25 protein-coding genes and 1 pseudogene are annotated in these 24822 nt (G+C 74.7%); 14 read left to right on the top strand and 12 right to left on the bottom strand.

The window, feature by feature from the left end:
* Window positions 1-146 precede the first annotated feature (146 nt).
* Entirely contained in the window at window positions 147-1103 is a 957-nt protein-coding gene (locus ACFWMZ_RS02535) for a DMT family transporter (protein ID WP_383199226.1), read from the top strand.
* A gap of 45 nt (window positions 1104-1148) precedes the next feature.
* On the opposite strand, the gene ACFWMZ_RS02530 is transcribed toward ACFWMZ_RS02535, so the two are convergent.
* Window positions 1149-1877 (bottom strand): pyridoxamine 5'-phosphate oxidase family protein, encoded by a 729-nt coding sequence (locus ACFWMZ_RS02530; protein ID WP_383199224.1) that lies wholly within the window; start codon window positions 1875-1877, stop codon window positions 1149-1151.
* Window positions 1878-1912: 35 nt separating this feature from the next.
* Here ACFWMZ_RS02530 and ACFWMZ_RS02525 point away from each other — a divergent pair, with 35 nt between their 5' ends.
* Window positions 1913-3244: an aminotransferase class I/II-fold pyridoxal phosphate-dependent enzyme gene (locus ACFWMZ_RS02525; RefSeq protein ID WP_383170602.1), complete on the top strand. Its 1332-nt coding sequence runs from the start codon at window positions 1913-1915 to the stop codon at window positions 3242-3244.
* Between the two features lie 24 nt (window positions 3245-3268).
* A pseudogene (locus ACFWMZ_RS02520) lies at window positions 3269-3740 on the top strand (LysR substrate-binding domain-containing protein); the annotation flags it as partial.
* Between the two features lie 413 nt (window positions 3741-4153).
* Here ACFWMZ_RS02520 and ACFWMZ_RS02515 read toward each other — a convergent pair.
* A complete protein-coding gene (locus tag ACFWMZ_RS02515) occupies window positions 4154-4573 on the bottom strand; it encodes a Rieske (2Fe-2S) protein (protein ID WP_383199222.1) in 420 nt (139 codons plus the stop codon).
* Between the two features lie 177 nt (window positions 4574-4750).
* Between ACFWMZ_RS02515 and ACFWMZ_RS02510 the strand changes: the two genes are divergently transcribed.
* From ACFWMZ_RS02510 to ACFWMZ_RS02480, 7 genes are all read left to right on the top strand, one after another.
* On the top strand, window positions 4751-5587 hold the full coding sequence (locus tag ACFWMZ_RS02510) for a HipA family kinase (RefSeq protein WP_383170608.1): 837 nt from the start codon (window positions 4751-4753) through the stop codon (window positions 5585-5587).
* A complete protein-coding gene (locus ACFWMZ_RS02505; RefSeq protein WP_383170610.1) occupies window positions 5584-5970 on the top strand; it encodes a DUF3037 domain-containing protein in 387 nt (128 codons plus the stop codon). Before ACFWMZ_RS02510 ends, ACFWMZ_RS02505 begins: the two co-directional genes overlap by 4 nt.
* A 153-nt stretch (window positions 5971-6123) precedes the next feature.
* Complete coding sequence (gene fabG / locus ACFWMZ_RS02500) at window positions 6124-6885, top strand: 3-oxoacyl-ACP reductase FabG (RefSeq protein ID WP_383199220.1); 762 nt, start codon at window positions 6124-6126, stop codon at window positions 6883-6885.
* A gap of 28 nt (window positions 6886-6913) precedes the next feature.
* Window positions 6914-7669: an SDR family oxidoreductase gene (locus ACFWMZ_RS02495; RefSeq protein ID WP_383170616.1), complete on the top strand. Its 756-nt coding sequence runs from the start codon at window positions 6914-6916 to the stop codon at window positions 7667-7669.
* A gap of 126 nt (window positions 7670-7795) precedes the next feature.
* On the top strand, window positions 7796-9376 hold the full coding sequence (locus tag ACFWMZ_RS02490; RefSeq protein WP_383170618.1) for an ABC transporter substrate-binding protein: 1581 nt from the start codon (window positions 7796-7798) through the stop codon (window positions 9374-9376).
* 141 nt (window positions 9377-9517) lie between these two features.
* The gene (ung, locus tag ACFWMZ_RS02485; protein ID WP_383199218.1) at window positions 9518-10204 is read left to right on the top strand and encodes a uracil-DNA glycosylase; all 687 of its coding nucleotides are present in this window, start codon (window positions 9518-9520) and stop codon (window positions 10202-10204) included.
* Between the two features lie 212 nt (window positions 10205-10416).
* Window positions 10417-10962, top strand: a complete 546-nt coding sequence (locus tag ACFWMZ_RS02480) for a hypothetical protein (protein WP_383170624.1) — start codon at window positions 10417-10419, stop codon at window positions 10960-10962.
* A 46-nt stretch (window positions 10963-11008) separates the two neighbouring features.
* On the opposite strand, the gene ACFWMZ_RS02475 is transcribed toward ACFWMZ_RS02480, so the two are convergent.
* Complete coding sequence (locus tag ACFWMZ_RS02475) at window positions 11009-11464, bottom strand: hypothetical protein (protein WP_383199216.1); 456 nt, start codon at window positions 11462-11464, stop codon at window positions 11009-11011.
* Between the two features lie 507 nt (window positions 11465-11971).
* Window positions 11972-12664 carry a TetR/AcrR family transcriptional regulator gene (locus ACFWMZ_RS02470; protein WP_383199214.1) on the bottom strand — a complete coding sequence of 231 codons (693 nt, stop codon included), beginning with the start codon at window positions 12662-12664 and terminating at the stop codon, window positions 11972-11974.
* Window positions 12665-12795: 131 nt separating this feature from the next.
* Between ACFWMZ_RS02470 and ACFWMZ_RS02465 the strand changes: the two genes are divergently transcribed.
* Window positions 12796-14094 carry an FAD-dependent oxidoreductase gene (locus ACFWMZ_RS02465; RefSeq protein ID WP_383199212.1) on the top strand — a complete coding sequence of 433 codons (1299 nt, stop codon included), beginning with the start codon at window positions 12796-12798 and terminating at the stop codon, window positions 14092-14094.
* The gene (locus ACFWMZ_RS02460) at window positions 14091-15002 is read left to right on the top strand and encodes a Gfo/Idh/MocA family protein (protein ID WP_383170635.1); all 912 of its coding nucleotides are present in this window, start codon (window positions 14091-14093) and stop codon (window positions 15000-15002) included. Before ACFWMZ_RS02465 ends, ACFWMZ_RS02460 begins: the two co-directional genes overlap by 4 nt.
* Window positions 15003-15024: 22 nt before the next feature.
* On the opposite strand, the gene lnt is transcribed toward ACFWMZ_RS02460, so the two are convergent.
* Window positions 15025-16536: an apolipoprotein N-acyltransferase gene (lnt, locus tag ACFWMZ_RS02455; RefSeq protein ID WP_383199210.1), complete on the bottom strand. Its 1512-nt coding sequence runs from the start codon at window positions 16534-16536 to the stop codon at window positions 15025-15027.
* 73 nt (window positions 16537-16609) lie between these two features.
* On the bottom strand, window positions 16610-17077 hold the full coding sequence (locus ACFWMZ_RS02450; protein ID WP_383199208.1) for a nuclear transport factor 2 family protein: 468 nt from the start codon (window positions 17075-17077) through the stop codon (window positions 16610-16612).
* 191 nt (window positions 17078-17268) lie between these two features.
* Between ACFWMZ_RS02450 and ACFWMZ_RS02445 the strand changes: the two genes are divergently transcribed.
* Window positions 17269-17481, top strand: coding sequence for a hypothetical protein (locus tag ACFWMZ_RS02445; protein WP_383170641.1), 213 nt, complete (start codon window positions 17269-17271; stop codon window positions 17479-17481).
* Between the two features lie 97 nt (window positions 17482-17578).
* Here ACFWMZ_RS02445 and ACFWMZ_RS02440 read toward each other — a convergent pair whose 3' ends face one another.
* Window positions 17579-18763, bottom strand: coding sequence for a zinc-dependent alcohol dehydrogenase (locus ACFWMZ_RS02440; protein WP_383199206.1), 1185 nt, complete (start codon window positions 18761-18763; stop codon window positions 17579-17581).
* Window positions 18764-18988: 225 nt separating this feature from the next.
* Here ACFWMZ_RS02440 and ACFWMZ_RS02435 point away from each other — a divergent pair, with 225 nt between their 5' ends.
* Window positions 18989-20452 carry an aminotransferase class I/II-fold pyridoxal phosphate-dependent enzyme gene (locus tag ACFWMZ_RS02435; RefSeq protein ID WP_383199204.1) on the top strand — a complete coding sequence of 488 codons (1464 nt, stop codon included), beginning with the start codon at window positions 18989-18991 and terminating at the stop codon, window positions 20450-20452.
* A gap of 9 nt (window positions 20453-20461) precedes the next feature.
* On the opposite strand, the gene ACFWMZ_RS02430 is transcribed toward ACFWMZ_RS02435, so the two are convergent.
* The 5 genes from ACFWMZ_RS02430 to ACFWMZ_RS02410 all read right to left on the bottom strand — a co-directional run bounded on the left by ACFWMZ_RS02430 (window position 20462) and on the right by ACFWMZ_RS02410 (window position 24805).
* Entirely contained in the window at window positions 20462-21256 is a 795-nt protein-coding gene (locus ACFWMZ_RS02430; protein ID WP_383170650.1) for a VOC family protein, read from the bottom strand.
* A gap of 201 nt (window positions 21257-21457) precedes the next feature.
* Window positions 21458-21772, bottom strand: coding sequence for a hypothetical protein (locus ACFWMZ_RS02425; RefSeq protein ID WP_383199202.1), 315 nt, complete (start codon window positions 21770-21772; stop codon window positions 21458-21460).
* Window positions 21773-21828: 56 nt separating this feature from the next.
* Complete coding sequence (locus tag ACFWMZ_RS02420; RefSeq protein ID WP_383170654.1) at window positions 21829-22713, bottom strand: undecaprenyl-diphosphate phosphatase; 885 nt, start codon at window positions 22711-22713, stop codon at window positions 21829-21831.
* Between the two features lie 366 nt (window positions 22714-23079).
* Window positions 23080-23829: a DUF4230 domain-containing protein gene (locus ACFWMZ_RS02415; RefSeq protein WP_383199200.1), complete on the bottom strand. Its 750-nt coding sequence runs from the start codon at window positions 23827-23829 to the stop codon at window positions 23080-23082.
* 82 nt (window positions 23830-23911) lie between these two features.
* Entirely contained in the window at window positions 23912-24805 is an 894-nt protein-coding gene (locus ACFWMZ_RS02410) for a class I SAM-dependent methyltransferase (RefSeq protein ID WP_383199198.1), read from the bottom strand.
* Between the last annotated feature and the right edge of the window lie 17 nt (window positions 24806-24822).

Genomic DNA, 24822 nt, shown 5'->3' with positions numbered 1-24822 from the left:
GTGCGGTCCATGCCCCATGCACTCGTCCTTCCGCCGCCCGCCGCCTGAGGCGGGCCCCCGCGCGTCGTAGCCCGGCCGGTGGCCGGGTCGGCGAGTGCTGCCCGCAGACGTGAACCGTTCGCTTCACACCACCTGCGGAGAACACCTTGTCCCACCCCTCTGCCGTCGGCCTGCCCGTGGGCCGCGGCCTCTTCTACCTCGTCGTCGCCGGCGCGGCCTGGGGGACGGCCGGCGCCGCCGCCTCCCTGCTCTACCGCGCCAGCGACATCGGCCCCGTCTCCCTCTCCTTCTGGCGCTACGTCGGCGGCCTCGCCCTGCTCCTCGGCGTGCACGCCCTGCGACTCGGCCGGAGGGCGCCGCGGCCCGCCGAACCGCTGGGCCGCAAGGTCCGCCGGGTGCTCGCCACCGGTGTCGGCCTGACGGTCTTCCAGACGGCGTACTTCGCCGCGGTGCAGGAGACCGGGCTGGCCGTCGGCACCGTCGTGACCCTCGGTTCCGGACCCGTGCTGATCGCGCTCGGCGCCCGGCTGCTGCTCGGGGAGCGGCTCGGCCTCGGCGGCGCCCTGGCCGTCGGCGGGGCCCTGCTCGGCCTGGGCGTCCTGGTCCTCGGCGGCGAGGGGGCGACCGTACGGCCCTGGGGGATCGCGTTCGGCGTGATCGCGGCCGCCGGGTACGCCTCCATCACCCTGCTGACCCGCTTCTGGGGCCGGGACGGCGACGCCGACCCCCTCTCCACCACCACCTGGGCCTTCGCCGTGGGCGCCCTCGTCCTCCTGCCGTTCGGCCTCCTCGAAGGGCTGCTGCCGCAGACGGCCGACCCGGTGCGGGTGGTCTGGCTGCTGGTGTACGTCGCCGCCGTACCGAGTGCCCTCGCCTACGCGCTGTACTTCGCCGGGGCGGCCGTGGTCCGGTCGGCGACCGTCTCCGTGATCATGCTGCTGGAGCCGGTCGGCGCCGCCGCCATCGCGGTGGTCCTGCTCGGTGAGGAACTGACCGCGGCGACGGTGCTCGGGACGCTCCTCATGCTGGTGGCGGTGGTCGGCCTGGCTGTGGCGGAGACACGGGGCTCCTCCGCCGCGCGGCGGCCGGCCGAGGCCGCCTGACGCACACCGGGGCGGCGCCCTTCGAGGCGCCGCCCCGGCCCGCGCTCAGCCCGACGAGGCGAGGTAACCGGGCAGCGGGACCTCGGCGTCGAGGTCGCCGGCCCGCACCGGAGCCCCGTACCGGGTCTCGACCGGGACCAGCCCGGCCCAGTGGGGCAGCGTCATGTCCTCGAGGTCGTCGCCGGGGTCGCCGGTGCGCGACTTGGCGGAGACCTCGGCGAGTTCGAGGCGGAGCACGGCGGTGGCGGCCAGTTCCTTGGCGTCGGCGGGCCGGCAGTCGGCGGCGCGGCCCGGCACCACCTGCTCGACCAGCGCGTCGAGAGCCGCGGCCTTCTCGGCCGGGTCGGTCACCTGGTAGGCGGTGCCGAGAGCCACCACCGACCGGTAGTTGAGCGAGTGGTTGAAGGCGGACCTGGCCAGCACCAGAGCGTCGAGGTGGGTGACGGTCACGCAGACCGGCAGCCCTTCCTCGCCGCCCGCGGAGCGCAGCGGGGGAGAGCCGGTGGAGCCGTGCACGTACAGGCTCTCGCCGATCCGCGTGTACAGGGTCGGCAGGACGACCGGCGCGCCGTCGCGGACGAACCCCAGGTGGCAGACGGCGCCCTCGTCGAGGATCGCGTGGACCGCCGCCCGGTCGTAGGAGGCGCGTTCGCGCGAGCGGGTCGGGACGGTGCGCGGCGTCGGGACGTACGCGCCCCCGGCCGGGGTCTGGTCACTGGGGGTGCTCTCGCTGCGCTCGTCCCGGGTGCGCGGGGATTCCTGCGGCGTGGCCATGGCGGGCTCCATTGCACTAGTGCATAATCTGGTTTGTGCTAGGAGAGTATCGGATCACCGGGCGGCGCGCCGCAGAGATTTCCGCCAGCGTGGAGCGGGGTGTGGCCACCGGCGCCCTCGCCCCGGGTCATCACCTGCCGCCGCTGCGGGAGTTGGCCGACCACCTCGGAGTCAACCCGAACACCGTCGCGGCCGCCTACCGCCTGCTGCGGGAGCGCGGGGTGATCGAGACGGCCGGGCGGCGCGGCAGCCGGGTGCGGGCCCGCCCGGTCTCCACGCCCCGCGACCAGATCCGGATCCCGGTGCCGCAGGGCGCCCGCGACCTCTCGACCGGCGACCCCGACCCGCGGCTGCTCCCCGCCCTCGCACCCGCCTTCGCCGAGGCCGCCCGCGCCGCCGACGCGGGGCCGGTCCTCTACGGGCAGGAGCCGCTCGACCCCGGGTTCGCCCGGCTGGCGCGCGCCGCCTTCGACGCCGACGGGGTCCCCGACGGGCCGCTCGCCGCCACCTCGGGCTCGCTCGACGCCATCGAACGCGTCCTCGCCGCCCACCTGCGCCCCGGCGACGCCCTCGCGGTGGAGGATCCCGGCTGGGGAAGCCTCCTGGACCTCGTGCCGGCGCTCGGGCTGCGGCCGCTGCCGGTCGCGGTGGATGACGAGGGGCCGCTGCCCGGGGAGGTGCGGCGGGCGCTGGAGGAGGGGGCGCGGGCGGTCGTCCTGACCTGTCGCGCGCAGAATCCGACCGGCGGGGCCGTCTCCGCCGCGCGCGCCCGGGAGCTGCGGGAACTGCTCGCCGCGCGGCCCGAGGTGCTCCTGGTCGAGGACGACCACGGGCACGGCATCGTGGGGCCGCCGCCGCATCCGCTGGCCGGGACCACCACCCACTGGGCGTTCGTCCGCTCGGTGGCCAAGGCGTACGGCCCGGACCTGCGGGTCGCGGTGGTGACAGGGGACCCGGTCACCCTCGACCGGCTCCGGGGGCGCCAGCGCCTGGGACCCGGCTGGGTCAGCCTGCTGCTCCAGCGGGCCGTCGCGGCGCTCTGGCGGGCGGGCACCCCCGACCTCGCGGAGGTCGCCCGTGGCTACGACGAGCGGCGCGAGGCACTGATCCGGGCGCTGGCGGCGCGCGGGGCGGCGGCGCGCGGCGCCGGAGGGCTCAACGTCTGGGTGCCCGTACCGGACGAGACCCACGCGGTGGTCGCGCTGCTCCACGCCGGCTGGGGCGTCGCCCCCGGCGCGCGGTTCCGGCTGGACGCGCCGCCCGGGGTGCGGATCACCGTCTCCCCGCTGGCGCCGGGCGACCTCGAACCGCTCGCCGACGCGGTGGCCGAGGCCGTCCGCCCGGGGCCCGGCCTGCGCTACGACTGAGCCGGAGCGGCCGGCCGCGTGGATCTGGCCACGCTGCGCGCCGCCCATCCCGCGCTGCGCGTGGGCTCCCGCGAGCCGGAACCCGAGGAGGGCGTCCGTGCCGTGGTGCGCGGCGACGTCGACCTCGCGGTGGTCCTCGACTGGTACAACAAGCCGCTCCCGCTCCCGCCGGACTGGTCAAGGCCCCGCTGCTGGACGACCCGGCCGACGTGGCCGTGCCGGCCGGCCATCCGCTCGCCGGGCGGGAGGCGGTCGAGCCGGCGGAGCTGACCGAGGACGACTGGATCACCTGGGCGGGGGGCGAGTTCTGCCACGAGTGGCTGATGTTCACCCTGCGGGCCCAGGGCATCGAACCGCGCACGACGCACCGCGCGGGCGAGGGTCACACCCAACTCGCCCTGGTCGCCGCCGGACTCGGCGTCTGCGTCGCGCCCCGATCGGCCGCGACCCCGTCCCCGAGGGCCTGCGCACCCTGCCGGTGCGCAACGGCGACCGCGGCCCTCCTGACCCATCTCGGGCACGAGGCCGAGCCGGCCGAGCCGGAGATCGACCAGCACCGGCTCGCCCTCGACTTCCTCGCCATGTGGACCACCCAACTCGCCCAGACCGTGGACGAGAAACGCCAGGCCACCGGCGCCGGACCGGACGCCTTCGAACTCGACACCCATCTGCTGGCCGCCGCCGGGCGCTCCCTGCCGGCACCGCGCTACTTCGCCTGCCACCAGCGCTGGAACACCTACAGCAGGCAACTCGCCGACTTCCACGGCCGGTACGACCTGCTGCTGACCCCCACCCCTGGCCCGGCCGCCGGTGCGGATCGGCGAACTGGACACCCCCGGGCCGGTCCGCGCCCTCGCCCCCCGGCGGCGGGAGGCCGCATCCCGGCAGGGCGGGCGCGGCCCGGCCCGGTCAGGCGAGCCGGATGCGGTCGCCGTCCACCTCGATCCCCACCTCGGGCAGGGCCTTGGTGGCCGGAGGGTTGCGCACCGAACCGTCGTCGGCCGAGAAGCGGCTCCCGTGGCAGTCGCAGGTGATGGTGGCGTCCTTGACGCCCGAGACCAGGCACTGGGCATGGGTGCAGACCGCGCTGAACGCCTTGAACTCGCCCTTCTCCGGCTGGGTCACCACCACCTTGTCGTCGGCGAAGACCTTGCCCCCGCCCACCGGGATCTGCGAGGTGGAGCCCAGCTCCTTCCCGGGAGACGGCTCGTCACCGTCCGTCCCCCCGCCGCCGCACGCGGCCAGCGCACCCGCCAGCCCCGCCCCCGACACCGCCGCCACGAAACACCGCCGTGTCGCCGTCCCGCCCGAACCATTCGCCGTATCCATGACACTCCGTCGCCTCGGACCGTCCCGGGCGGCGCACGCGCCGGCCCCGGCCGCCGGACCGGCTCCGGCGGAGCCTCCATTCTCCCGGACCCGGTCCCGGACGCGGGGCATTGCGGCGGTGCGCCGCCTCGCCCGGCACCCCCTGAGGGGCGCCGGGACCGCACGTAATGTGGGCGCATGCTCACCGAAGTCTCCACGACCCGCTACATCACGCCGCTGCGTGAGGGCGGGTCCCTCCCCGGTCTGGTCGAGGCGGAACGGGACGGCGTCCGCGCCCCCTACGTCCTCAAGTTCAGCGGCGCAGGACAGGGCCGCAAGACGCTGGTCGCCGAGGTCGTCTGCGGGCAGCTCGCCCGCGCTCTCGGCCTGCGCGTCCCCGAACTGGTGGCGCTCCGGCTCGATCCGGTCCTCGGACTCGGCGAACCCGACGAGGAGGTGCAGGCCCTCCTCAAGTCCAGCGGCGGCCTCAACCTCGGCATGGCCTACCTCAGCGGGGCCCTCGGCCACGACCCGCTCGCCCACACCGCGCGCCCCGACGAGGCGGCCCGCATCCTCTGGTTCGACGCCCTGGTGGGCAACGTCGACCGCTCCTGGCGCAACCCCAACCTGCTGGTCCGGCACGGCGATCTCTGGCTCATCGACCACGGCGCCACCATGATCTGGCACCACAACTGGCCCACCGCCGAGAAGGCCGCCCTACGCCCCTACGACGGCGCCGGCCACGTCCTCGCCCCCTTCACCTCCGCCCCCGAGGTCGCCGCCGCCGACGCCGAGCTGCGTCCACGGGTGACCCCGGAGCTGCTGGCCCGCGTCACCTCCGACATCCCCGACGTCTGGCTGGCCGACGAGCCCGGGTTCGAGACCCCGGACGCCGTCCGCCGCGCGTACGCCGACACGCTGCTGGCCCGCGCCGAGGGCCTCCTCGGCCGTCTCACCCTCCCCTCCGGCCTCGCCCCCGCCGGACCGCCCTACGGCTGGCGCGTCCCCGCCACCGGTGAGGAGCCCCGCCCGTGACCACCGGCCAGGACGTCTTCGAGTACGCCACGCTGCGCGTCGTGCCGCGCGTCGAGCGCGGTGAGCTGATCAACGCCGGGGTGGTCGTCTACTGCCGCGCCCGGGGCGTGGTCGTCGCCCGCACCCACCTCGACGAGGCGCGGCTCGCCGCCCTCGACCCGGCCGCCGACACCACCGGCGTACGGGCCGCCCTCGCCGCCGTCGAGCGGGTCTGCGCGGGCGGCGAGGCGGCCGGACAGGCCGCGGCGGACGACGCCGGGCGGCGCTTCCGCTGGCTCATCGCGCCGCGCTCCACCGTCGTCCAGCCCGGACCGGTGCACACCGGGCTCACCGCCGACCCCGAGGCGGAGGCGGACCGGCTGCTCGAACAGCTCGTGCTGTGATCCTCGTCCGGCTCTCCGCGTGCCGTTGACACCGGGTGCCAGGGCTTCTAGCGTCACGGCGGGAGAAGGTACTAAGCGGTCGCTCACCCCGTGACGCCGTCGCCCGGGCCGCATCCCACGGCTTCCAGGATTTCCAGGACGAGGAGAACCAGCATGTCCACCACCGAGCAGCGCGTCGCCGTCGTGACCGGGGCCGCCCGCGGCATCGGCGCCGCCACCGCCGTGCGGCTGGCCGCCGAGGGCCGTGCCGTCGCCGTCATCGACCTCGACGAGGCCGCCTGCAAGGACACCGTCGAGCAGATCACCGCCGCCGGGGGCCGCGCGATGGCCGTCGGCTGCGACGTCTCCGACGAGGCCCAGGTCCAGGCGGCGATCGACCGCATCGCCGCCGAGCTGGGCGCGCCCACCATCCTGGTCAACAACGCCGGTGTCCTCCGCGACAACCTGCTCTTCAAGATGAGCGCGTCCGACTGGGACACCGTCATGAACGTCCACCTGCGGGGCGCCTTCCTGATGAGCCGCGCCGTCCAGAAGCACATGGTCGACGCCAAGTTCGGCCGGATCGTCAACCTCTCCAGCTCCTCCGCCCTCGGCAACCGCGGCCAGATCAACTACTCCGCCGCCAAGGCCGGCCTCCAGGGGCTGACCAAGACCCTCGCCAAGGAGCTCGGCAAGTTCGGCGTCACCGCCAACTCCGTCGCCCCCGGCTTCATCGCCACCGACATGACCGCCGCCACAGCCGAGCGGGTCGGCATGGGCTTCGACGACTTCCAGGCGGCGGCCGCCACCCAGATCCCCGTCCAGCGCGTCGGCACTCCCGACGACATCGCCAACGCCATCGCCTTCTTCACCGGCGACGCGGCCGGCTTCGTCTCCGGCCAGGTCCTGTACGTGGCCGGCGGCCCGCTCAACTGACCCCCGCCGCAGAGAACGGACGACGAACATGACTGTGCAGGACAGCGGCAAGGTCGCGCTCATCACCGGCGCCAGCCGGGGCATCGGCTACGGCGTGGCCGAGGCGATGGTGGCCCGGGGCGACCGGGTCTGCATCACCGGCCGTACCGAGGACACCCTGAAGGAAGCCGTGGAGCGCCTCGGCGCCGACCGGGTCATCGGCGTCGCGGGCAAGGCCCACGACACCGAGCACCAGGCGGCCGCCGTGGCCCGGACCATGGAGGCGTTCGGGCGCGTCGACTACCTGGTCAACAACGCCGGGACCAACCCGGTCTTCGGCCCCATCGCCGACCTCGACCTGAACGTGGCGCGCAAGGTCTTCGAGACCAACGTGATCTCGGCGCTCGGCTTCGCCCAGCAGACCTTCAAGGCCTGGCAGCGGGAGAACGGCGGGGCGATCGTCAACATCGCCTCCGTCGCCGGGGTCTCCGCCTCGCCGTTCATCGGTGCGTACGGCATGAGCAAGGCCGCCATGGTCAACCTCAGCCTCCAGCTCGCCCACGAGTTCGCGCCCAAGGTGCGGGTCAACTCCATCGCCCCGGCCGTGGTGAAGACCAAGTTCGCCCAGGCCCTCTACGAGGGGCGCGAGGAGGAGGCCGCGGCCTCCTACCCGCTGGGCCGGCTCGGGGTGCCCTCCGACATCGGCGGGGTCGCCGCCTTCCTCACCTCCGAGCAGTCGGCGTGGGTCACCGGTCAGACGCTGGTGGTCGACGGAGGCATCTTCCTGAATGCGGGCGTCGGCTGACGAAGCCCCGCGCACGGGACGTTTGACGCATCAAGTCCCCCGCCGGTCCTGGCACTTGGACCGGCGGGGAGCTGCGGTAAGGTGCGCCAACCCCCCCCTTGGCATGGCCGATCGAGGAGCGAGCGCGTGTTCAACCGGAATCGACGTCTGCGTGTGGTGGCGGCCGTTGCGTCCACATCCCTGCTGGCGGGCTGCGGCCTGGTGTCGTCCGACAGCACGGAGGAGGAGCAGGAGATCGTGGTGGGCACCATGAGTGCCCCCACCACCCTTGACCCGGCCGCCGCGTGGGACGGCTCCTGGGAGCTTTACCGGAACGTCTTCCAGACCCTCGTGAACTTCCCGCCGGGGGCCACCGAACCGGAACCGGACGCCGCCGAGAGCTGCCGCTTCGTCGACACCCGGAACAAGGCGTACGAGTGCACGCTCCGCGAGGGCCTCGCCTTCTCCGACGGCTCGAAGCTCGACGCCGACGCGGTCAAGCACTCCGTGGACCGCATCGTCGCCATCAACGACAAGCGCGGCCCCGCCGGCCTGCTCGGCAGCCTCGACCGGGTGGAGGCGAAGAACGAGCGGACCGTGACGTTCTACCTGAACAAGTCGGACGCCACCTTCCCGTTCGTCCTCTCCACCCCGGCCATGTCGATCGTCTCCCCGGCCGCCTACCCGGCCGACCAGCTCCGGGAGAGCACCGGCGTGGTCGGCTCGGGGCCGTACACGCTGGAGGAGTACAAGGCCGAGGACCACGCCGACCTGGTCAAGAACGCCACCTACAAGGGCCCGGCGAAGCTCGGCAACGGCGCGGTGTCCATCCGGTACTTCAAGGAGTCCGGGGCCATGGTGGAGGCGCTGAAGAAGGAGGAGATCGACATCACCTTCCGCGGCCTCGCCGCCGAGGATGTCGTCGCCCTCAACGGGGAGAACCGCAAGGCGGGCATCCAGCTCGTCGAGGTGGCCGGCACCGAGATCCGCTACCTCGTCTTCAACCCGAAGGACCAATGGGCCAAGAACCCGGCCGTCCGCAAGGCCGTCGCCCAGGTGGTCGACCGGGGCGCGATAGCCCACAAGGTCTACCGGGACACCGTGGAGCCGCTCTACTCGATGGTCCCGCGCGGCCTCGCCGGGCACGCCACCAGCTTCTTCGACCGCTTCGGCAAGCCGGACAACGCCAAGGCCGAGCAGATCCTCACCCAGGCCGGGATCACCGAGACCGTTCCCCTGACGCTCTGGTACACCACCGACCGGTACGGCTCGGCCACCCAGAAGGAGTTCCAGGAGCTGAAGCGGCAGCTCGACGGCTCCGGCCTGTTCGACGTGACGATCAAGGGCCGCCCGTGGAAGACCTTCGAACCGGGCTACCGCAAGGGTGAGTACCCCGTCTTCGGCCGCGGCTGGTTCCCCGACTTCCCCGACGCGGACAACTTCATCGCCCCGTTCGTCGGGGAGAACAACGCGCTGAGCACGCCGTACCTCGCCAAGGAGATCACCGACGACCTGCTGCCGCAGTCGCGCCGGGAGAGCGACCGGGGAGCCGTCGCCCCGCAGTTCGAGAAGGCCCAGTCGATCTTGCTGGAGGACGCCCGGCTGCTGCCGCTGTGGCAGGGCAAGCAGTACATCGCCGCCAGCGAGGAGATCGCCGGTGCCGAACGCGCCCTCGACCCCTCGGCGATCATGATGATGTGGGAGCTGAGCCGTAAGCAGAGCTGGTAGCGGCGGACGGCCCCTCCTCTGGGACCGCCCGGCCCTCGGGCGGTCCCAGAGGAGGGGCCGCGGGGGCGGCCGGGAGGGCTGTCGGTCGGCGCCGGTAGGTTCTCGTCCGAGACGTGACCGCACCACCGGAGGGTTGTCCACGTGACCGACACCGCCCCGCTCCCCGAGTCCTGGCGCGAGGTCCTCGGCGAGGAACCGCAGAAGCCGTACTTCCAGGAGCTGATGGACTTCGTCGAGGAGGAGCGCGCCCGCGGGCCCGTCTACCCGCCGCGCGACCAGGTCTTCGCCGCCCTGGAGGCCACCCCCTTCGACCGCGTCAAGGTCCTCGTCCTCGGGCAGGACCCGTACCACGGCGAGGGCCAGGGCCACGGCCTGTGCTTCTCGGTGCGCCCGGGCGTGAAGATTCCGCCCTCGCTGCGCAACATCTACAAGGAGATGCGCGACGAGCTGGGCCACCCGGTCCCGGACAACGGCTACCTGATGCCCTGGGCCCGCCAGGGCGTCCTCCTGCTCAACGCGGTGCTCACCGTCCGCGCCTCCGAGGCCAACTCCCACAAGGGCAAGGGGTGGGAGAAGTTCACCGACGCGGTGATCCGCGCCGTCTCCGACCGCCCCGACCCGGCGGTCTTCGTCCTCTGGGGGAACTACGCCCAGAAGAAACTCCCGCTGATCGACACCGAACGGCACGCCGTCGTCAAGGGCGCCCACCCCTCCCCGCTCTCGGCCAGGAAGTTCTTCGGCTCGCGCCCCTTCACCCAGATAGACAAGGCCGTGGCCCACCAGGGCCACGAGCCGATCGACTGGCGCATCCCTGACCTCGGGCTCTAGGTGTAGTGCCCAGGCCGGGCGGCGCGGAGGGTACGCCGTACGGCTCGTGCCGCCCGGTCGGCCCCGCGGTGTCCACCCGGCCGGTGCCCAGGACACCGCTGTGCGGCCGAGCCCCCTTGGTGGCGTACCGGGAATGTCGGTGGCGGCCGCTAGCGTCGGAGGCGGCCGTCGCGTTGCCGGGGCGGCCGCCCGACGAGACGACGGAGGACGCGGTGGCGGAACAGCAGGGGCAGACGGCCGAGGACCCGATGATGACCCGGATCGGGCAGGTCGCCATGTTGCAGCACGCGGGGGACCGGGAGGAGGCCCAGGAGCGGTTCGCCGCCCTCTGGGAGGAGATCGGCCCCGACGGCGATCCCCTCCACCGCTGCACCCTCGCGCACTACATGGCCGACACCCAGCAGGACCCGGCCGAGGAGCTCCGCTGGGACCTGCTCGCGCTGCAGGCCGCCGACGGGCTCGCCGACGACCGCGTCTCCGCCCGCCACACCTCGCCGGCGGTCCGCGGCTTCTACCCCTCCCTCCACCTCAACCTCGCCGCCGACTACGCCAAACTCGGCCGCCCCGACACCGCACGCGACCACCTGCGCCGGGCCCGCGCCCGCGTCGACGCCCTCGCGGACGACGGTTACGGGCGGCTGGTGCTCGGCGGCATCGAAAGGCTGGAGCGCGAGCTGGGCGTGGCAGGCGGGCCCGCCGACGGGACTCCCGGGCCGGTGGGGCGTCCCCGGGCCGAGGGGGACGCGGGGGGAGTCTGAGCGCCGGGCCGCGGCCGGCTCCGTACGTCCGCCGCGCCCGGGCCGGTCAGCCTCCGTAGGCGTCGTCGCAGATCCGCGACTGGGGGCTGCCCGACGGCCACTTGCCGTACTGCCGCCCCAGGGCGCAGACATCCGCGTCGGCCGGAGGGTTCGGCGCCGGGAGCTGGGCGCGGGGGACGGCGGGCGTGGCGGGAGCCGGGTCCGGGTGCGGGGGGTTTGGGAGGGGAGCCTTGGGCCGGGGCGGGGGAGCCGCCTTCGACGGCTGGGGGCGCGGCGGGGGCGCCGGCTCGGCGGAGGGGTCGTCGCCGACTCTGCGCAGCGCCTCGCGGGCGGGTGACTGCCCGATCTGCGGCTCGGCGTTCTCCTCGGCCGGGGGTGCGGCGGCGGGGGAGCGGCCGGAGGGTGAGCCGGTCCCGGGGGCGCGGTCCACGGTGACGCAGCCGGAGACTGCCGAGAGCGCCACGGTGGCGAGGAGCGCGGCGGCGGTTCTGGTTCGATGCACGTGCGTCACTCTGGCTCATCGCGGCGGCCCGGGACGGCTCCCGGCCGCAGGATGGCCCGCACGGGTGACCCGTGGGGCGCGGGGGTGCCGCGAGAGGCGGGCCTGCCCCGCCTCTCTGCGCCTGAGCGGCCCGTGCCGGTGTCAGCGGACGAGGGGGGGAAGCGTCGGCCTGGGGCGCGAGCAGACCCCCCACGCGAGCGTCGTCCCCCGCGTCGCCCAGCAGCTCGGCGGCTCGGTGGGCACCGTCGCGAGCGCCGCCGTCGTCCAGTACGCCACCGGCGCCGCCCGCACCCCGGCCACCCAGGCCCACGGCTTCGGCACCGCCCTCTGGCGGGCCGCCGCCCTCTGCGCCCTCTCCGCCGTCGCGGTGCCGCTCCGCCTACTGCTGAAGGAGTGGCCCGCGCCGCAGGTTCCGGCGGCGACGCGGGCGCCGGGAGTGGCGCCCAGATCCCCGGTCAGGGCCGACGCGCCCCCGGGCCGGCGACGCGTGGGCGCGCGGGGCCGCTCCTACTGCCCGGCGTCGGGGCGCACGGCGCCCGCCGCCGGGCCGGGCTCCGCCCCGGCGAACCCCGGCAGCCCCATCCCCGCGAACAACTCGGCGAAGCCGCGCCGGAGTTCGGCGAGCTCCGGCACCGAGGCGTGGTACGAGCCCGCGATGCAGGTGAACATCAGCCCGTCGCACCAGGCGATCAGGGAGAGCGTGTGGCGTTCCGGGTCGGCGGAGCCGAGGGCGCGCATCAGGGCCACCATGGGCTCGCGGAAGCCTTGGCCCGCCCGGTCGTAGACCTCCCGCAGCTCCGGGCGGCGGGTCGCCTCCAGGGCCAGTTCATAGCGGGCGACGAGGAGCGGCCGGTGGTCCGTCAGGTACTGGTGGAGGGCGTGGGCCAGGGCCTCGGTCAGTTCGCCCGGACCGCCGGCAGTCGTGCCCGGGCCGGCCGGCGGGGTGAGGAGGGCGGCCTCGCGCTCCGCCTGGCGGCGCACCACCGTCCGGAGCAGGGCGAGCCGGGTCCTCGCGTGGTTGGAGGTCGATCCCTGGGGGAGCCCGGCCGCCTCGTCCACCGCGCGGTGGGTCAGACCCCGCAGGCCACGCTCGGCGAGGAGGGCCAGCGCGGCGTCGCCGATCCGGTCGGCACGGGCGGTTGCCGAAGCCTCCCTGGTGGTGCCGGAAGCGGTGTCGCGGCGGGTGGGGCGAGAAGGCATGGGGCCATCCTACCTATGGCACTACGGGTGTAGTACGGTCGAGATGTGGGTCACTACAGGCGTAGTGACGGCGTCCCGCGCGGGACGCCCGGACCCCGCCCACCACCGCCCCGCTGCGAAAGGCGAGCGCCATGGAGACCGACCCCGGAACCGCGCCCACCCAGAATCCGGCCCCCGCCCCCGGCGAGCCGGGCCGCCGCGCACTCGTCATCGGCGCCGGGATCGGCGGCCTCACCGCGGCGGCGGGGCTCGCCGACCGCGGCTGGGACGTCACCGTCCTGGAGCGGTCCGCCTCCCTGGAACCGGTCGGCGCCGCCATCTCCCTCGCGCCGAACGGCCAGCGCGCTCTCGACCGGGTCGGCGTCGGCGACGCCGTCCGTGAGCTGGCCGCCTGGCAGGGCGCGGGCGGCCTGCGCGCCCCCGACGGGCGCTGGCTGGCCCGCACCAGCAGCGAGGAGGCGGGGGAGCGGTACGGCGACAGCCTGGTCCTGCTCCACCGGGCGACCCTGATCGGGCTGCTCCGCGCCCGGCTGGCGGAGGACGTGGTGCGCGTCGACGCGGCCGCCGAGGTGGTCGACCCCGGCGCCGCCGACGACCCGCGCCGCCCGGCCCGGGTCCGTACGGCTGCCGGGGAGCTCACCGCCGACCTCGTCGTCGCCGCCGACGGCATCGGCTCCGCCACCCGGCGCCACCTCTTCCCCGGCCACCCGGGGCCCGTCTACGCCGGGTTCACCACCTGGCGGCTCGTGGTCCCCGCGCCCGCCGACCCCTTCCCGCCCCACGAGACCTGGGGCCGCGGCGCCCTCTGGGGCAGCCACCTCCTGCACGACGGCACCGTCTACGCCTACGCGGCCGCCGCCACCCCCGAAGGCGGCCACGCCCCTGACGGCGAACGCGCCGAACTGCTGCGCCGCTTCGGCGACTGGCACCACCCCGTGCCCGCCCTCCTGGCGGCGGCCGAGCCCGACGGCGTCCTCCGCCACGACGTCCGGCACATGCGGCAGCCGCTCCCCGCCTTCCACCGCGGCCGGGTCGCCCTCCTCGGGGACGCCGCCCACGCCATGGCCCCCAGCCTCGGCCAGGGCGGCAACCAGGCGATCGAGGACGGGGTGGTCCTCGCCCACCACCTCGCCCCGGGCACCCCGCCGGGCCCCGGCCTCGCCGCCTACAGCGCCGACCGGCTGCCCCGTACCAGCGCCGTCGTCGCGCGGGCCGCCAAGGCCGGGGCGCTCACCACGCTGCGCCCGGCGGTCGCGGTGCGGCTGCGCGACGCGCTGGTCGCCACCGTCAGCCGGCTCGGCCCCGACCTCGTCCTGCGCTCCTTCGCGGGGATCACCGACTGGCGGCCGCCGGAGCGCACGTATGCTGCCCCCGCGCGCGGCGCCCGTCCGGAGGGCCGCCGCGGCCGGGACGCGGGGAGCGGTACATGAAGGTCGGCTGCATCGGGCTCGGGGACATCGCGCAGAAGGCCTACCTGCCGGTGCTGACCGCCCAGCCGGACGTCGAACTCCACCTCCAGACCCGCACCCCGGCCACGCTGGCCCGTACCGCGGCCGCGTACCACCTGCCCGAGGAGCGGTGCCACCGGGATCTGGACGCCCTGCTGGCGGCCCGGCCCGACGCGGCCTTCGTGCACGCGCCGACCGAGGTCCACGAGTCGCTGGTCAGCAGGCTGATCGAGGCCGGGGTTCCCACCTTTGTCGACAAACCGCTCGCCTACGACTACGCCGCCTCCGAACGGCTCGTCGCCCAGGCCGAGCGGCGCGGCGTCCCGCTGGCCGTCGGCTTCAACCGGCGGCACGCGCCCGCCTACCTCCAGTGCCTGGAGCACCCCCGCGACCTGATCGTCCTCCAGAAGAACAGGGTCGGACTCCCGGAGCGCGCGCGGAGCTTCGTCTTCGACGACTTCATCCACGTGGTCGACACCCTGCGCTTCCTGGTTCCCGGTCCGGTGGACGACGTGAGCATCCGGGTCCGGGTGGCCGACGGGCTCCTGCACCACGTGGTCCTCCAGCTCGGCGGGGACGGCTTCACCGCGCTCGGAGTGATGAACCGCCTCAGCGGCTCCACCGAGGAGGTCCTGGAGGTCTCCGGCCAGGACAGCAAACGCCAGGTCGTCAACATCTCCGACATCGTCGACCACAAGGGCCAGCCCAGCCTGCGCCGCCGGGGCGACTGGGTGCCCGTCCCTCGCCAGCGCGGCATCGAGCAGTCCGCCCTGGCCTTCCTCGACGCGGTCCGCGCCGGGGAGAGGATCGACGCGCGGGACGCACTGGAGACCCACGAGCTGTGCGAGCGGGTGGTGCGCGAGGCGGAGGAGGCGGCCGGGGCGGTGTGAGCGCGTTCTCCAGGGGGCGTCTTCAAAGTCCCGCACGCCCCCTGACCCGGCGGCCCACGGCCACCCCGCCCAGCACCACCAGCCACCCCACCGCCGCGTACACCGCCCAGTCGCCGAACCGGACGTAGGCGGTGGAACCGGCGGCCGGGTGGACCCGGTAGAGCCCGGTGGTGCTCAGCTCCGTGCCGAGGCGCGGGCCGACCGGGCGGCCCGAGGCGTCGAAGACCGCGCTCACCCCGGTGAGCGTCGCGTGGACGACGGGGCGGCCCGACTCCGCCGCGCGGACCGCCGCCAGCGAGGCGTGCTGCCCGGGCGCCCAGCTCTCCTGGAACGTCGACGTCGCGGACTGGGCCACCAGCAGCCCCGCGCCCGCCCGCGCCAGTCGCCGGCTCAGGTCCGGGAAGGCCGTCTCGAAGCAGACCAGCGGGCCTACGCGCAGACCTCCCGGGCTCTCCATCAGCACCTGGCGGTCCCCCGGATGCCGGTCCTCGCCCGCCGCACGGCCCACCGAGGTGGCCCAGCCCAGCAGAGGCCGCGCCGGGACGTACTCGCCGAAGGGCACCAGCCGCATCTTGTCGTAGCGGGGCGGTACCGGACCCGACGGGCCGACCAGCACCGAGGTCTTGGAGATGCCGGGGCGGCCGTGCCGGCGGGCGTCGACGTTGACCAGCAGTTGCGCGCCGGTGCGCCGGGACAGGGCCGCCAGCCGGTCCGCCAGGTCGGGCCGGGCGGTGAGGTCGAAACCGACCGAACTCTCACCCCAGACGACCAGCTCCGCCCCCCGCCCCGCCAGCTCCGCCGTCAGCCGCTCCTGGCGGTCGAACCGCTGGGCCGCCCCAGTGATCACGCCCGGCTGCACCACGGCCACCCGTACCGCCCGCTCGGCGGTCTCCGGGCGCGGGGCCCACAGCGCGCCACCGGCGGCGGCCGCCGCCACCACCGCCCCGGCCGCGACGGCGGCCCGCCGGGCGCGCGAGCAGGTCGCCACCACGACCAGAGCCGTGTTGACCGCCACCAGGAGCAGGCTCACCAGCCACACCCCGCCGACCGAGAAGAGCCGCAGCGCCGGGCCCACCTGCCACTGGCTGGCGCCCAGCAGCCCCCACGGTCCGCCCAGCCCCTGCCACGACCGCACCAGTTCGATCACCAGCCACCCCGACGCCACGCCCGCGGGCGCCGACACCGCGCGCCACGCCGTGCCCGGGCCGGTGAGCAGCGCTCTGACCAGTGATCCCCAGGGCGCCCAGGCCAGTCCGAGCAGCGCGGCGAGGGCCAGCGTGAAGACGTGCAGGCTCGGCATCAGCCAGTGGTGGACGGCCAGCATGAAGCCGAGCCCGCCGAGCCAGCCGTCGAGCGCCGCCCGCCGCGCGCTCGGCGCGCTCCGGAGCAGCAGCAGCCAGGGGACCAGGCAGAACGGCGCCCACCACCACCAGCCGGGGGCGGGGAAGACGGGCGCGGGCAGCGCTCCGGCCAGCAGCGCGGCGAGCCCGCGCCACCAGAGCGAGCGGGGACCACCGGATGTCGCTCTCTCCACCACCTGGCTCACCCCTCAGGCCACAGCACGAGCGGGGAGTTCCAGTCTGCGGGCAGCTCCCCGGAGCGCCAGGTCAGTTCCCGCCCGCCGGCGGGGCCCCGCCCTGCCACACCTCCTCGGCGACCACCTCGCTGAGCCGCCAGCCCTCGGCGGTGCGCACGCCCCGGATGCGGTACCGGCCGCCCCGCACGGTGTCGGCGATCCGGCCGGGCCCGTTGCTCCGCATGGGGGTCACGAAGTCGGCGTCCACCACGGCCAGGTCGCCCACCTCGCCCTCGCGGCGCTCGAAGGTGACCTTCCGGTTCACGATCAGGTGCTGGTAGGGCCGGGGCCCCTTGTCCGACCCGCGCTGCCGGGGCACGGCCCGCCCCTCCGCTCCCTCCCGCGCGTCCAGCACCGGATCGTCCAGCACCGCCCCCGGCACACAGAGCGGACGGCAGACCTCCGGGTCCCCGCCCGCGACAGCGCGGGCGTACTCGGTCACCAGGGCGTCCACGGCGAGGCGGTCCAGAACGGTCGCGAGCTCCACACGCTGCGTCATCACCTCAGTGTTGGGCACCCACGCTCAGCTGCCAAGACGCGTGCACCGGACGCCCGCACCGACCGGACCGGAACGCTCGCCCGAGCGAGGGAACCCGCGCGCGCCGCGCCGAACGGTTCCTCACCCTGCGTGCGGGAACGATTAGCGTACGTGACGCTCAGTGCATCCCTTACGTAGAAGTGGAGCGTTCCATGATCCGTCGTATCGCGATCACCCTGGCCGGTGTCGGCGCCGCCGCCTTCCTCGCCGCCTCCCCCGCCGCCGCCGCCGGTGGCGGCACCGGCGCCGAGTTCGAGGTCGAGGGCTGGAAGGCCTCCGGCACCGTGGTCAAGGTCGGCGACATCTTCGTCGGGGACTACGACGCCGCCGGCTTCGAGGCCGAGGCCGAGTACCACCGCCGCTGAACCACCCGTCCGGTCAGCCGCTGACCACAGCACCGGTGCCCCGGCCGCCTCGCGCGGCCGGGGCACCGGCGTGTCCGGCTCTGGGAGCCCGTCCTTGTCAGGGCTTGAGCAGGGTCTTCACCATGCCGTCGGCCTTCTCCTGGAACATCGCGTACGCCTTCGGGGCGTCCTCCAGCGGCACCGCGTGGGTGGCGAAATGGTCGACGCCGAGCACGTCCTCGTCGTTGAGGAGCGGCAGGATCTCCGGCACCCACCGCAGGACGTTGGCCTGGCCCATCCGGAGCTGGATCTGCCGGTCGAACATGGACAGCAGCGGCATCGGGTCGAGCGCGCCGCCGTAGACGCCGGAGATCGAGACCGTGCCGCCCCGGCGGACCAGCCGCATCGCCATGTGCAGGGCGGAGAGCCGGTCCACGCCCGCGCGCTCCATCAGCGGTTGTGCCACCGCGTCGGGCAGCAGCCCCACCGCCCACTGGGCGGCCTTACCCGCCGACGAACCGTGCGCCTCCATGCCGACCGCGTCGATCACCGCGTCCGCGCCCCGTCCGTCGGTGTGCTCGCGCACCGCCTCCGGCAGGTCCTTGCCGTACTTCCGCAGGTCGAGCGGGATCACGCCGCGCGCGGCGGCCCGGTTGAGCCGCTCCGGCACCAGGTCCACACCGATCACCCGGCCCGCGCCCCGGTGGAGCGCGATCCGCGCGGCCATGTCGCCGATCGGCCCGAGGCCGAGGACGACCACGGTGCCGTCCTGGGGCACCGAGGCGTACTCCACCGCCTGCCACGCCGTGGGCAGCACGTCGGAGAGGTAGACGAAGCGGTCGTCGGGGGGACCGTGCTCGACCTTCACCGGCAGCGTGTTCCCGAACGGGACGCGCAGGTACTCGGCCTGCCCGCCGGGCACCTGGCCGTACAGCTTGGTGTAGCCGAACAGCGAGGCGCCCGTGCCGTACTCGGTGACCTGCGTCGTCTCGCACTGCGACTGGAGGCCCTGGTCGCACATGAAGCAGTCGCCGCAGGAGACGTTGAACGGCACCACCACCCGGTCACCGGGCTTCACGGCCGTCACGGCGCTCCCGGTCTCCTCCACGACACCCATCGGCTCGTGGCCGAGGATGTCGCCGGGATCGAGGAAGGGCCCCAAGGTCTCGTAGAGGTGGAGGTCGGAGCCGCAGATCCCCGAGGAGGTGATGCGGACGATGATGTCGGTCGGCTCCTCGATCCGTGGATCGGGCACCGTCTCCACCCGCACGTCCCGCCGTCCCTGCCAGGTCAACGCTCGCATCGCCGCTCCTTCCGCTCGCCGGGGGCGCCGTTCGCCACAGCACCGCGTACTGGCCGGAGTGCCCCGGACCGGGCCGGGGAAACGGATGGGGCCATAGGTTCTGGCTCTCGTTCCACGTCCGGGCCCCCCTGCCGCCTTCGGCGGGCACCCGCCTCGTTGACCCGTCCGGCCCTCACCGGCGCGCGGACGGTTTTCCCCAGGCCCTGTTCCGGGAATCCGCGCTCCATGGACCACGAGCAGGTACCCGTACTCGACGCCCTCGCCGCCTACCACGCCCAGCGGCAGCTCCCCTTCGCCCCGCCCGGCCACAAACAGGGCCGCGGCGCCGACCCCCGGGTGCGCGACCTCCTCGGCGACGCCGTCTTCCGCGGCGACCTGCTGGCCATGAACGGCTTGGACGACCGCACCTCCTCCCGGCGGGTCCTCCAGCGCGCCCAGGAGCTCATGGCCGACGCGGTGGGGGCCGAGCACACCTTCTTCTCCACCTGCGGCAGCTCTCTCTCCGTCAAGGCCGCGATGCTCTCCGTCGCCGGGCCGCACGAGGAACTGCTGGTCGGCCGCGACGCCCACAAGTCGGTCGTCTCCGGCCTGGTGCTCGCCGGTATCCGCCCCGTCTGGGTCGACCCGCAGTGGGACCCGGACCTGCACCTGGCCCACCCGCCGTCCGCCGCCGCCTACGCGAACGCCTTCGCCCGCCACCCGGAGGCGCGCGGCGCCCTGGTCACCACACCGACGCCCTACGGCACCTGCTCCGACCTCGCCGCCATCGCCGAGGTGTGCCACACGCACGGTGTCCCCCTCGTCGTGGACGAGGCGTGGGGCGCCCACCTGCCCTTCCACCCGGACCTGCCGGCCTGGGCGATGGACGCGGGCGCCGACGTCTGCGTCACCTCGGTCCACAAGATGGGCTCGGGACTGGAGCAGGGCTCCGTCTTCCACCTCCAGGGCGATCTGGTCGACCCGGCGGTCCTGCGCAGCCGCGAGGACCTCCTCGGCACCACCAGCTCCTCGGTCCTCCTCTACGCCGCCCTCGACGGCTGGCGCCGCCAGATGGTCCAGCACGGCCGGGCCCTCTACGACGACGCGCTGGAACTGGCCTCCTCGGTGCGGGCGCGGCTGGAGGCGATCGACGGCTTGCACGTGCACGGGCGCGAGGACTTCTGCGGGCCCGGGCGCGCCGTGGACCTCGACCCGCTCCAGCTGATCATCGACGTGTCGGGGCTCGGCGTCAGTGGCTACCGCGTCGTGGACGCGCTCCGCGCCCGGGGCCTCTCCCTGCACTTCGGGGACCACCGCAGGATCAACGCCCAGCTCACCCACGCCGACGACGAGGCGAGCGCCGACGCGCTGGTGGCCGGGGTGCGCCACATCGCCGCCGGGGCGGACGGGCTGCCGCGCGACCGCCCGGTGGAGGTGCCCGGCCCGGACGGCCTGCGGCTGGAGCAGGTCATGCTCCCCAGGGACGCGTTCTTCGGCGCTGTGGAGGACGTCGGCTGGCGCGAGGCCGAGGGGCGGGTGGCCGCCGAGATGCTCACGCCGTACCCGCCGGGCATCCCCGCGGCGCTGCCGGGGGAGCGGCTGGGCGCCGAGGTGCTGCGCTACCTGCGGACCGGGGTCGACGCGGGCATGGTGGTGCCGGACGCGGCGGACCCGGGACTGGTGACCGTCCGGGTGGTCGCGGAGGGCTGAGGCCTGGTGTCAGAGGCCCGCGGCCTCCGGTGCCAGCGAGAAGACCGCGCCGTCCGGGTCGCGCAGGACGGCGCCCTCGTCGGCGACCGGCGTGGTCTCCGCCAGCCGCACGGCACCGAGGGCGACCGCCCTGCGCGCCGCCTCGGCCACGTCGGGGACCGGGAAGATCAGGTTCCAGCGCGGGTGCAGCTCGGGGTTGCGCGGGTCGCGGGCGCGGAGCCGGGCCGCGACGTGGCCGTGGTCGCGCAGCACGATCTCGTCGTCCTCGTACCCCACGGCGTCCTCGCCCTCGCGGTACTCCCAGTCCAGCACGGCGCCGTAGAAGATGGCGGCGGCGAACGGGTCGGCGCTCTCCAGGACCAGCCACCACGGGCGGTGCAGCCGCCAGTGCTGCCAGTCGTCGACCATCCGGCCCTCCCAAAGGCCGAAGGTCGGTCCTGTCGGGTCGGCGGCCAGGGTCGCGCGCCCGGACGGGGTGTCGACGGGGCCGATGGCCACCGTGCCGCCGCGCTCCCGGACCCGGCCGGCCGCCTCGTTCGAGTCGGCCACCGCGAAGTACGCCGTCCAGTCCACGGCGACCGGCAGCGACGGGTCGGCCGCGCCGAGGCTGGCGACGGGGATGCCGTCGGCGGTCGCCGAGGACCAGTCGTCGCCCATCGGGGAGGGCCCGAACTCCCAGCCCAGCACCTGCCCGTAGAACTCGCGGGCGGCGGCGATGTCGTGGGTCAGCAGGGTGGCCCAGCAGGGCGCGCCGGTCTGGGCGTTGCCGGTGATCTCCATGCGTGAGGTGCCGGCCGTGGTCATCGGGTCCCCCCGTGCGGTGTCTGGATCATGTCGTACTCGCTGCCTCACCGTATGCGGTCGGGAGGGCCCCGCCGCGCGGGCGGGCGCTCCAGGAGGCCGCACCGGTCGAGCCGGGCGAGCCCACTCCCGTCTGCGAGTGTGACAGCACCCCATCCGATAAGCGAATAAAACGCACCAAAAGGGTGGTGGCCGGAGAGTGGCTCACCACTCGGGCCCGGCCGCCGCCTCCTCGTCCTCCGGCGCCAGGTCGGCCGGGAGGCCGGCGCCGGGCCCGTCGTCGTCGGCCTCCTCGCGCTCCAGCGGGGGTTCCGCGTGGCCCAGCGGGAGTTGCCGTTCGTCGGCCTCGGTCCCCGCGACGTCCTCCTCGACCTCCTGGGTGACCGTCGCGGCGCCCGTGTCGGCAGGTGGGACGGGGGTGAACCGGGAGGCGGCCGGGACCGTGTCCGCGGCCCCCGGCTCGCCCTCGCCTTCGTGCTCGCCGCCCGGCGCGGTGGAGTCGGATGGCCGGCTGCTCAAGGCGTCGTCCTCCCGGTCGCGGTGTCCGGCGGCCATTCTGGGCCACCGGGCACCGCTCAGCCCGCAGACTCGCCCGCGTGCGGGCTCAGCGCACCGGTGGCCACCAGGGCGAGGATCAGCACGCCCAGCACCACCCGGTAGTAGACGAACGGCATGAAGCTGCGCGTGGTGATGAACCGCATGAACCAGGCGATCACCGCGTACCCCACGGCGAAGGCGATCAGGGTGGCGAAGACCGTCTGGCCCCACGCGACGTGCCCCTCGCCCGCCTCGCGCAGCTCGTAGAAGCCGGAGGCGAGGACGGCGGGGACCGCCAGCAGGAACGAGTACCGGGCGGCCGCCTCGCGGGTGTAGCCCATCAGCAGACCACCGCTGATGGTGGCGCCGGAGCGGGAGACACCGGGGACCAGGGCCAGCGCCTGGCAGCAGCCGTAGATCAGGCCGTCGCGGACGCCCAGGTCGCGAAGGGTCTTGCCGCCGCCCGCCCGGTGCCGTCCGCCGGTCTCGGCGCGGGCCGCCAGCCGGTCGGCGAAGCCCAGCACCAGGCCCATCACGATGAGGGTGGTCGCGATCAGCCGCAGGTCGCGGAAGGGGCCCTCGATCTGGTCCTTGAGCGTCACCCCGAGCACGCCGATCGGGATCGAGCCGAGGATCACCAGCCAGCCGAGCTGGGCGTCGTGGTTCCCGCGCATCGAGCCGTCCCGGCGGACCAGCGCGGCGACCGAGCGGCACCAGGCGCCGACGATCGCCGCGATGTCCTTGCGGAAGTAGATGAGGACGGCCGCCTCGGTGCCGATCTGGGTGATCGCGGTGAATGCCGCGCCCGGGTCGTGCCACCCCGCGAAGGCCGCGGTCAGCCGCAGGTGGGCGCTGGAGGAGATCGGCAGGAACTCGGTGAGTCCTTGGACCAGCCCGAGGATGAAGGATTCGAACCAGGACATGGAAGGCAGGCCGTCCGGGGAGCGTCGTGCGCGGCGGCCGGTGCTTCCGGGCGCCGTCGCGGTGCGGGCAGGGCCGCCCGGGCCTGCCGGACGCCGGGACGCGGGCCCGTGGCCGGGCCGGTCGCGGCGCCCGACGAGGCGTCAGGCGCTGCCGGGCGGTACGAAAGGTGCGGAATGCCCCGGATCGCGCCCCCGGCCCGGGCAGCGTAACGCCGCCAGGTGGCCGAGGAGCGACCTCCGCCCGGGCGGGTCGTGGGCCAGAAGGTGTACGCAAAGTGACGCGCCGACAGGTCCGGGTCGCCTTCCCCGGCCGTCGGCGCGCCACTTCCGCTTCGTCCGGCACCGCCCCGCCCGGCGCCGTACGGCCTACTTGTCGCCGTAGACGACCGTGACCTCCTCGAAGCCCAGCGAGGTCAGCAGGCCCTCCAGCATGCTCGTGGTGTTGCGTTCGGCGCGGGCCACCAGGCCGCTCTCCTCGGCGGCGTCGCCGATGTGGCGGACGGCCAGCTTGTTGACGGCCTGTTCGCTGCCGGGGTTGTCCGAGATGAAGTCGCCCAGCCGGTCGAGGAGGCCGCGCTGCTTGGAGACGGTGTAGCTGCGGTCCGCGTCGAGGGCGGGTTCGCCGAGCTTCGCGTGCGGCAGCCGGATCTCCGCCCGGGTCCGCTCCTCGTTCACCCGCACCGCGTCGTCCCCGATCCCGCCGAGGTCGACGGAGGCGCCGACGGTGCCCGCGCCGACGAAGAGGGTCCGGGTGCCCTGGATGGCGTCGGGCACGTACTTGGTGTCCTTCTCCAGGTCCACCACCACCTGGAAGCTCCCCGACGCGGCCTGGTAGCTGCTCATGTCCCGGATCGACTTGAGCACCGCAGGGCCGGTGCGGTCCTTGGTCTCGCTGCCGAACACGTCGTCGAGACCGGGCACCAGGTCCAGCCTGGTGACCGCCAGCAGCAGGAGGAGGAGTCCGGTGAAGAACGCCAGCGCCTTCACCCACCACGGTGCTCGTCGGCGCTCCCGGACGCCCGTCTCCGCACGCGGCGGGTCGTGGTGGTCGGCGTCGTACTCCGGCGCCACCTTGCCGGCGGCGCCCTTCGGGGGTCGTGCGTCCTTGGACGGCATAGCTGCCTTGTGACCCGAACCGCCCTGTTGAATCCGGCAGTTGGGGGCCGCCCGCGCGCGGGCGGGGGCGGACGTGCGCCGACTACGCCACCGGGCGCCGCGCCCGCAGGGCGAACAGCAGCGGGATCCGGGGCGACGCGTCGGGCAGCCGCCACCGCCCCGACTTTGTCCGCACCATCTCCGGCCAGCGCGGGAACGGCAGCTCCTCGTCCTCCCGCAGCAGCTCCACCACCAGCCCGGCGCCGACCAGCGCGGTCACCACCTCACCCAGCCCGTGCATCCACTCGACGCTCTCGGTCGCCCCCTGGACCGCCGGCCCGTCGGTGTAGGTGTACGTGGCGTCCCGGCGGATCGCGCCCCGCCCGGCGAGGTAGTCGTGGCGCAGCGCCAGCGGGGTGTCCGTCTCACCGGTCGGGGTCGGGCCCAGGGAGTTGAGCAGCGGGTGGAACTCGGCGAGGTAGAGCATCCCGCCGGGCCGCAGCAGCCCGGCCACGACCGCCGCCCAGCGGCCCAGGTCGGGCAGGTAGCACAGCGCGCCCTTGCCCGTGTACACCACGTCGAACCGGGCCGCGCCGAGCGCCTCGACGGCGTCGTAGACATTGGCCTGAACGTAACGGGTCTCGGCCATCGGCCCCGCGGGCTGCCGTGCCGCCAGCTCCCGCGCCGCCGCCACCGAGGCGCCGGAGAGGTCCAGCCCGGTCGCGCGGGCCCCCTGGCCCGCCAGCACCAGCGTCTCGGTGCCCAGATGGCACTGGAGGTGCGCCAGTTCCCGCCCGGTCAGCTCCCCGAGGTCCTCCCACTCGTAGGGGGCGAACCAGCGCGCCGGGTCGAGGGCCTGCGCCTCGTCGGCCAGGCCGTAGAAGGCGCTGGCCGTGTGGACGGGGGTCCGGGCGTCCCAGTTCGCCTCGTTGACCGCCATCAGCCGCCGGTCGGCGGAGTCGGGCCGCCGGTTGTCGTCCGTCACCAGGTCATCCATACGGCCCATCCAACCCG

This window comes from Streptomyces sp. NPDC058373 (assembly GCF_042723275.1).
Taxonomy (GTDB): Bacteria; Actinomycetota; Actinomycetes; order Streptomycetales; family Streptomycetaceae; genus Streptomyces.
Note: the sequence above shows the minus strand (reverse complement) of the source record. Positions and strands in the feature narration are given on the sequence as shown.

Bases quoted from the DNA above. Each gene is read 5' to 3' on its own strand.
- ACFWMZ_RS02470 (WP_383199214.1), bottom strand. From the start codon at position 12,664: ATGCCTTCTCGCCCCACCCGCCGCGACACCGCTTCCGGCACCACCAGG.
- ACFWMZ_RS02410 (WP_383199198.1), bottom strand. From the start codon at position 24,805: ATGGATGACCTGGTGACGGACGACAACCGGCGGCCCGACTCCGCCGAC.
- ACFWMZ_RS02495 (WP_383170616.1), top strand. From the start codon at position 6,914: ATGACTGTGCAGGACAGCGGCAAGGTCGCGCTCATCACCGGCGCCAGC.
- ACFWMZ_RS02415 (WP_383199200.1), bottom strand. From the start codon at position 23,829: ATGCCGTCCAAGGACGCACGACCCCCGAAGGGCGCCGCCGGCAAGGTG.
- ACFWMZ_RS02460 (WP_383170635.1), top strand. From the start codon at position 14,091: ATGAAGGTCGGCTGCATCGGGCTCGGGGACATCGCGCAGAAGGCCTAC.
- ACFWMZ_RS02450 (WP_383199208.1), bottom strand. From the start codon at position 17,077: ATGACGCAGCGTGTGGAGCTCGCGACCGTTCTGGACCGCCTCGCCGTG.
- ACFWMZ_RS02465 (WP_383199212.1), top strand. From the start codon at position 12,796: ATGGAGACCGACCCCGGAACCGCGCCCACCCAGAATCCGGCCCCCGCC.
- fabG (WP_383199220.1), top strand. From the start codon at position 6,124: ATGTCCACCACCGAGCAGCGCGTCGCCGTCGTGACCGGGGCCGCCCGC.
- ACFWMZ_RS02515 (WP_383199222.1), bottom strand. From the start codon at position 4,573: ATGGATACGGCGAATGGTTCGGGCGGGACGGCGACACGGCGGTGTTTC.
- ACFWMZ_RS02440 (WP_383199206.1), bottom strand. From the start codon at position 18,763: ATGCGAGCGTTGACCTGGCAGGGACGGCGGGACGTGCGGGTGGAGACG.
- ACFWMZ_RS02445 (WP_383170641.1), top strand. From the start codon at position 17,269: ATGATCCGTCGTATCGCGATCACCCTGGCCGGTGTCGGCGCCGCCGCC.
- ACFWMZ_RS02530 (WP_383199224.1), bottom strand. From the start codon at position 1,877: ATGGCCACGCCGCAGGAATCCCCGCGCACCCGGGACGAGCGCAGCGAG.
- ACFWMZ_RS02510 (WP_383170608.1), top strand. From the start codon at position 4,751: ATGCTCACCGAAGTCTCCACGACCCGCTACATCACGCCGCTGCGTGAG.
- ACFWMZ_RS02435 (WP_383199204.1), top strand. From the start codon at position 18,989: ATGGACCACGAGCAGGTACCCGTACTCGACGCCCTCGCCGCCTACCAC.
- ACFWMZ_RS02420 (WP_383170654.1), bottom strand. From the start codon at position 22,713: ATGTCCTGGTTCGAATCCTTCATCCTCGGGCTGGTCCAAGGACTCACC.
- ACFWMZ_RS02430 (WP_383170650.1), bottom strand. From the start codon at position 21,256: ATGACCACGGCCGGCACCTCACGCATGGAGATCACCGGCAACGCCCAG.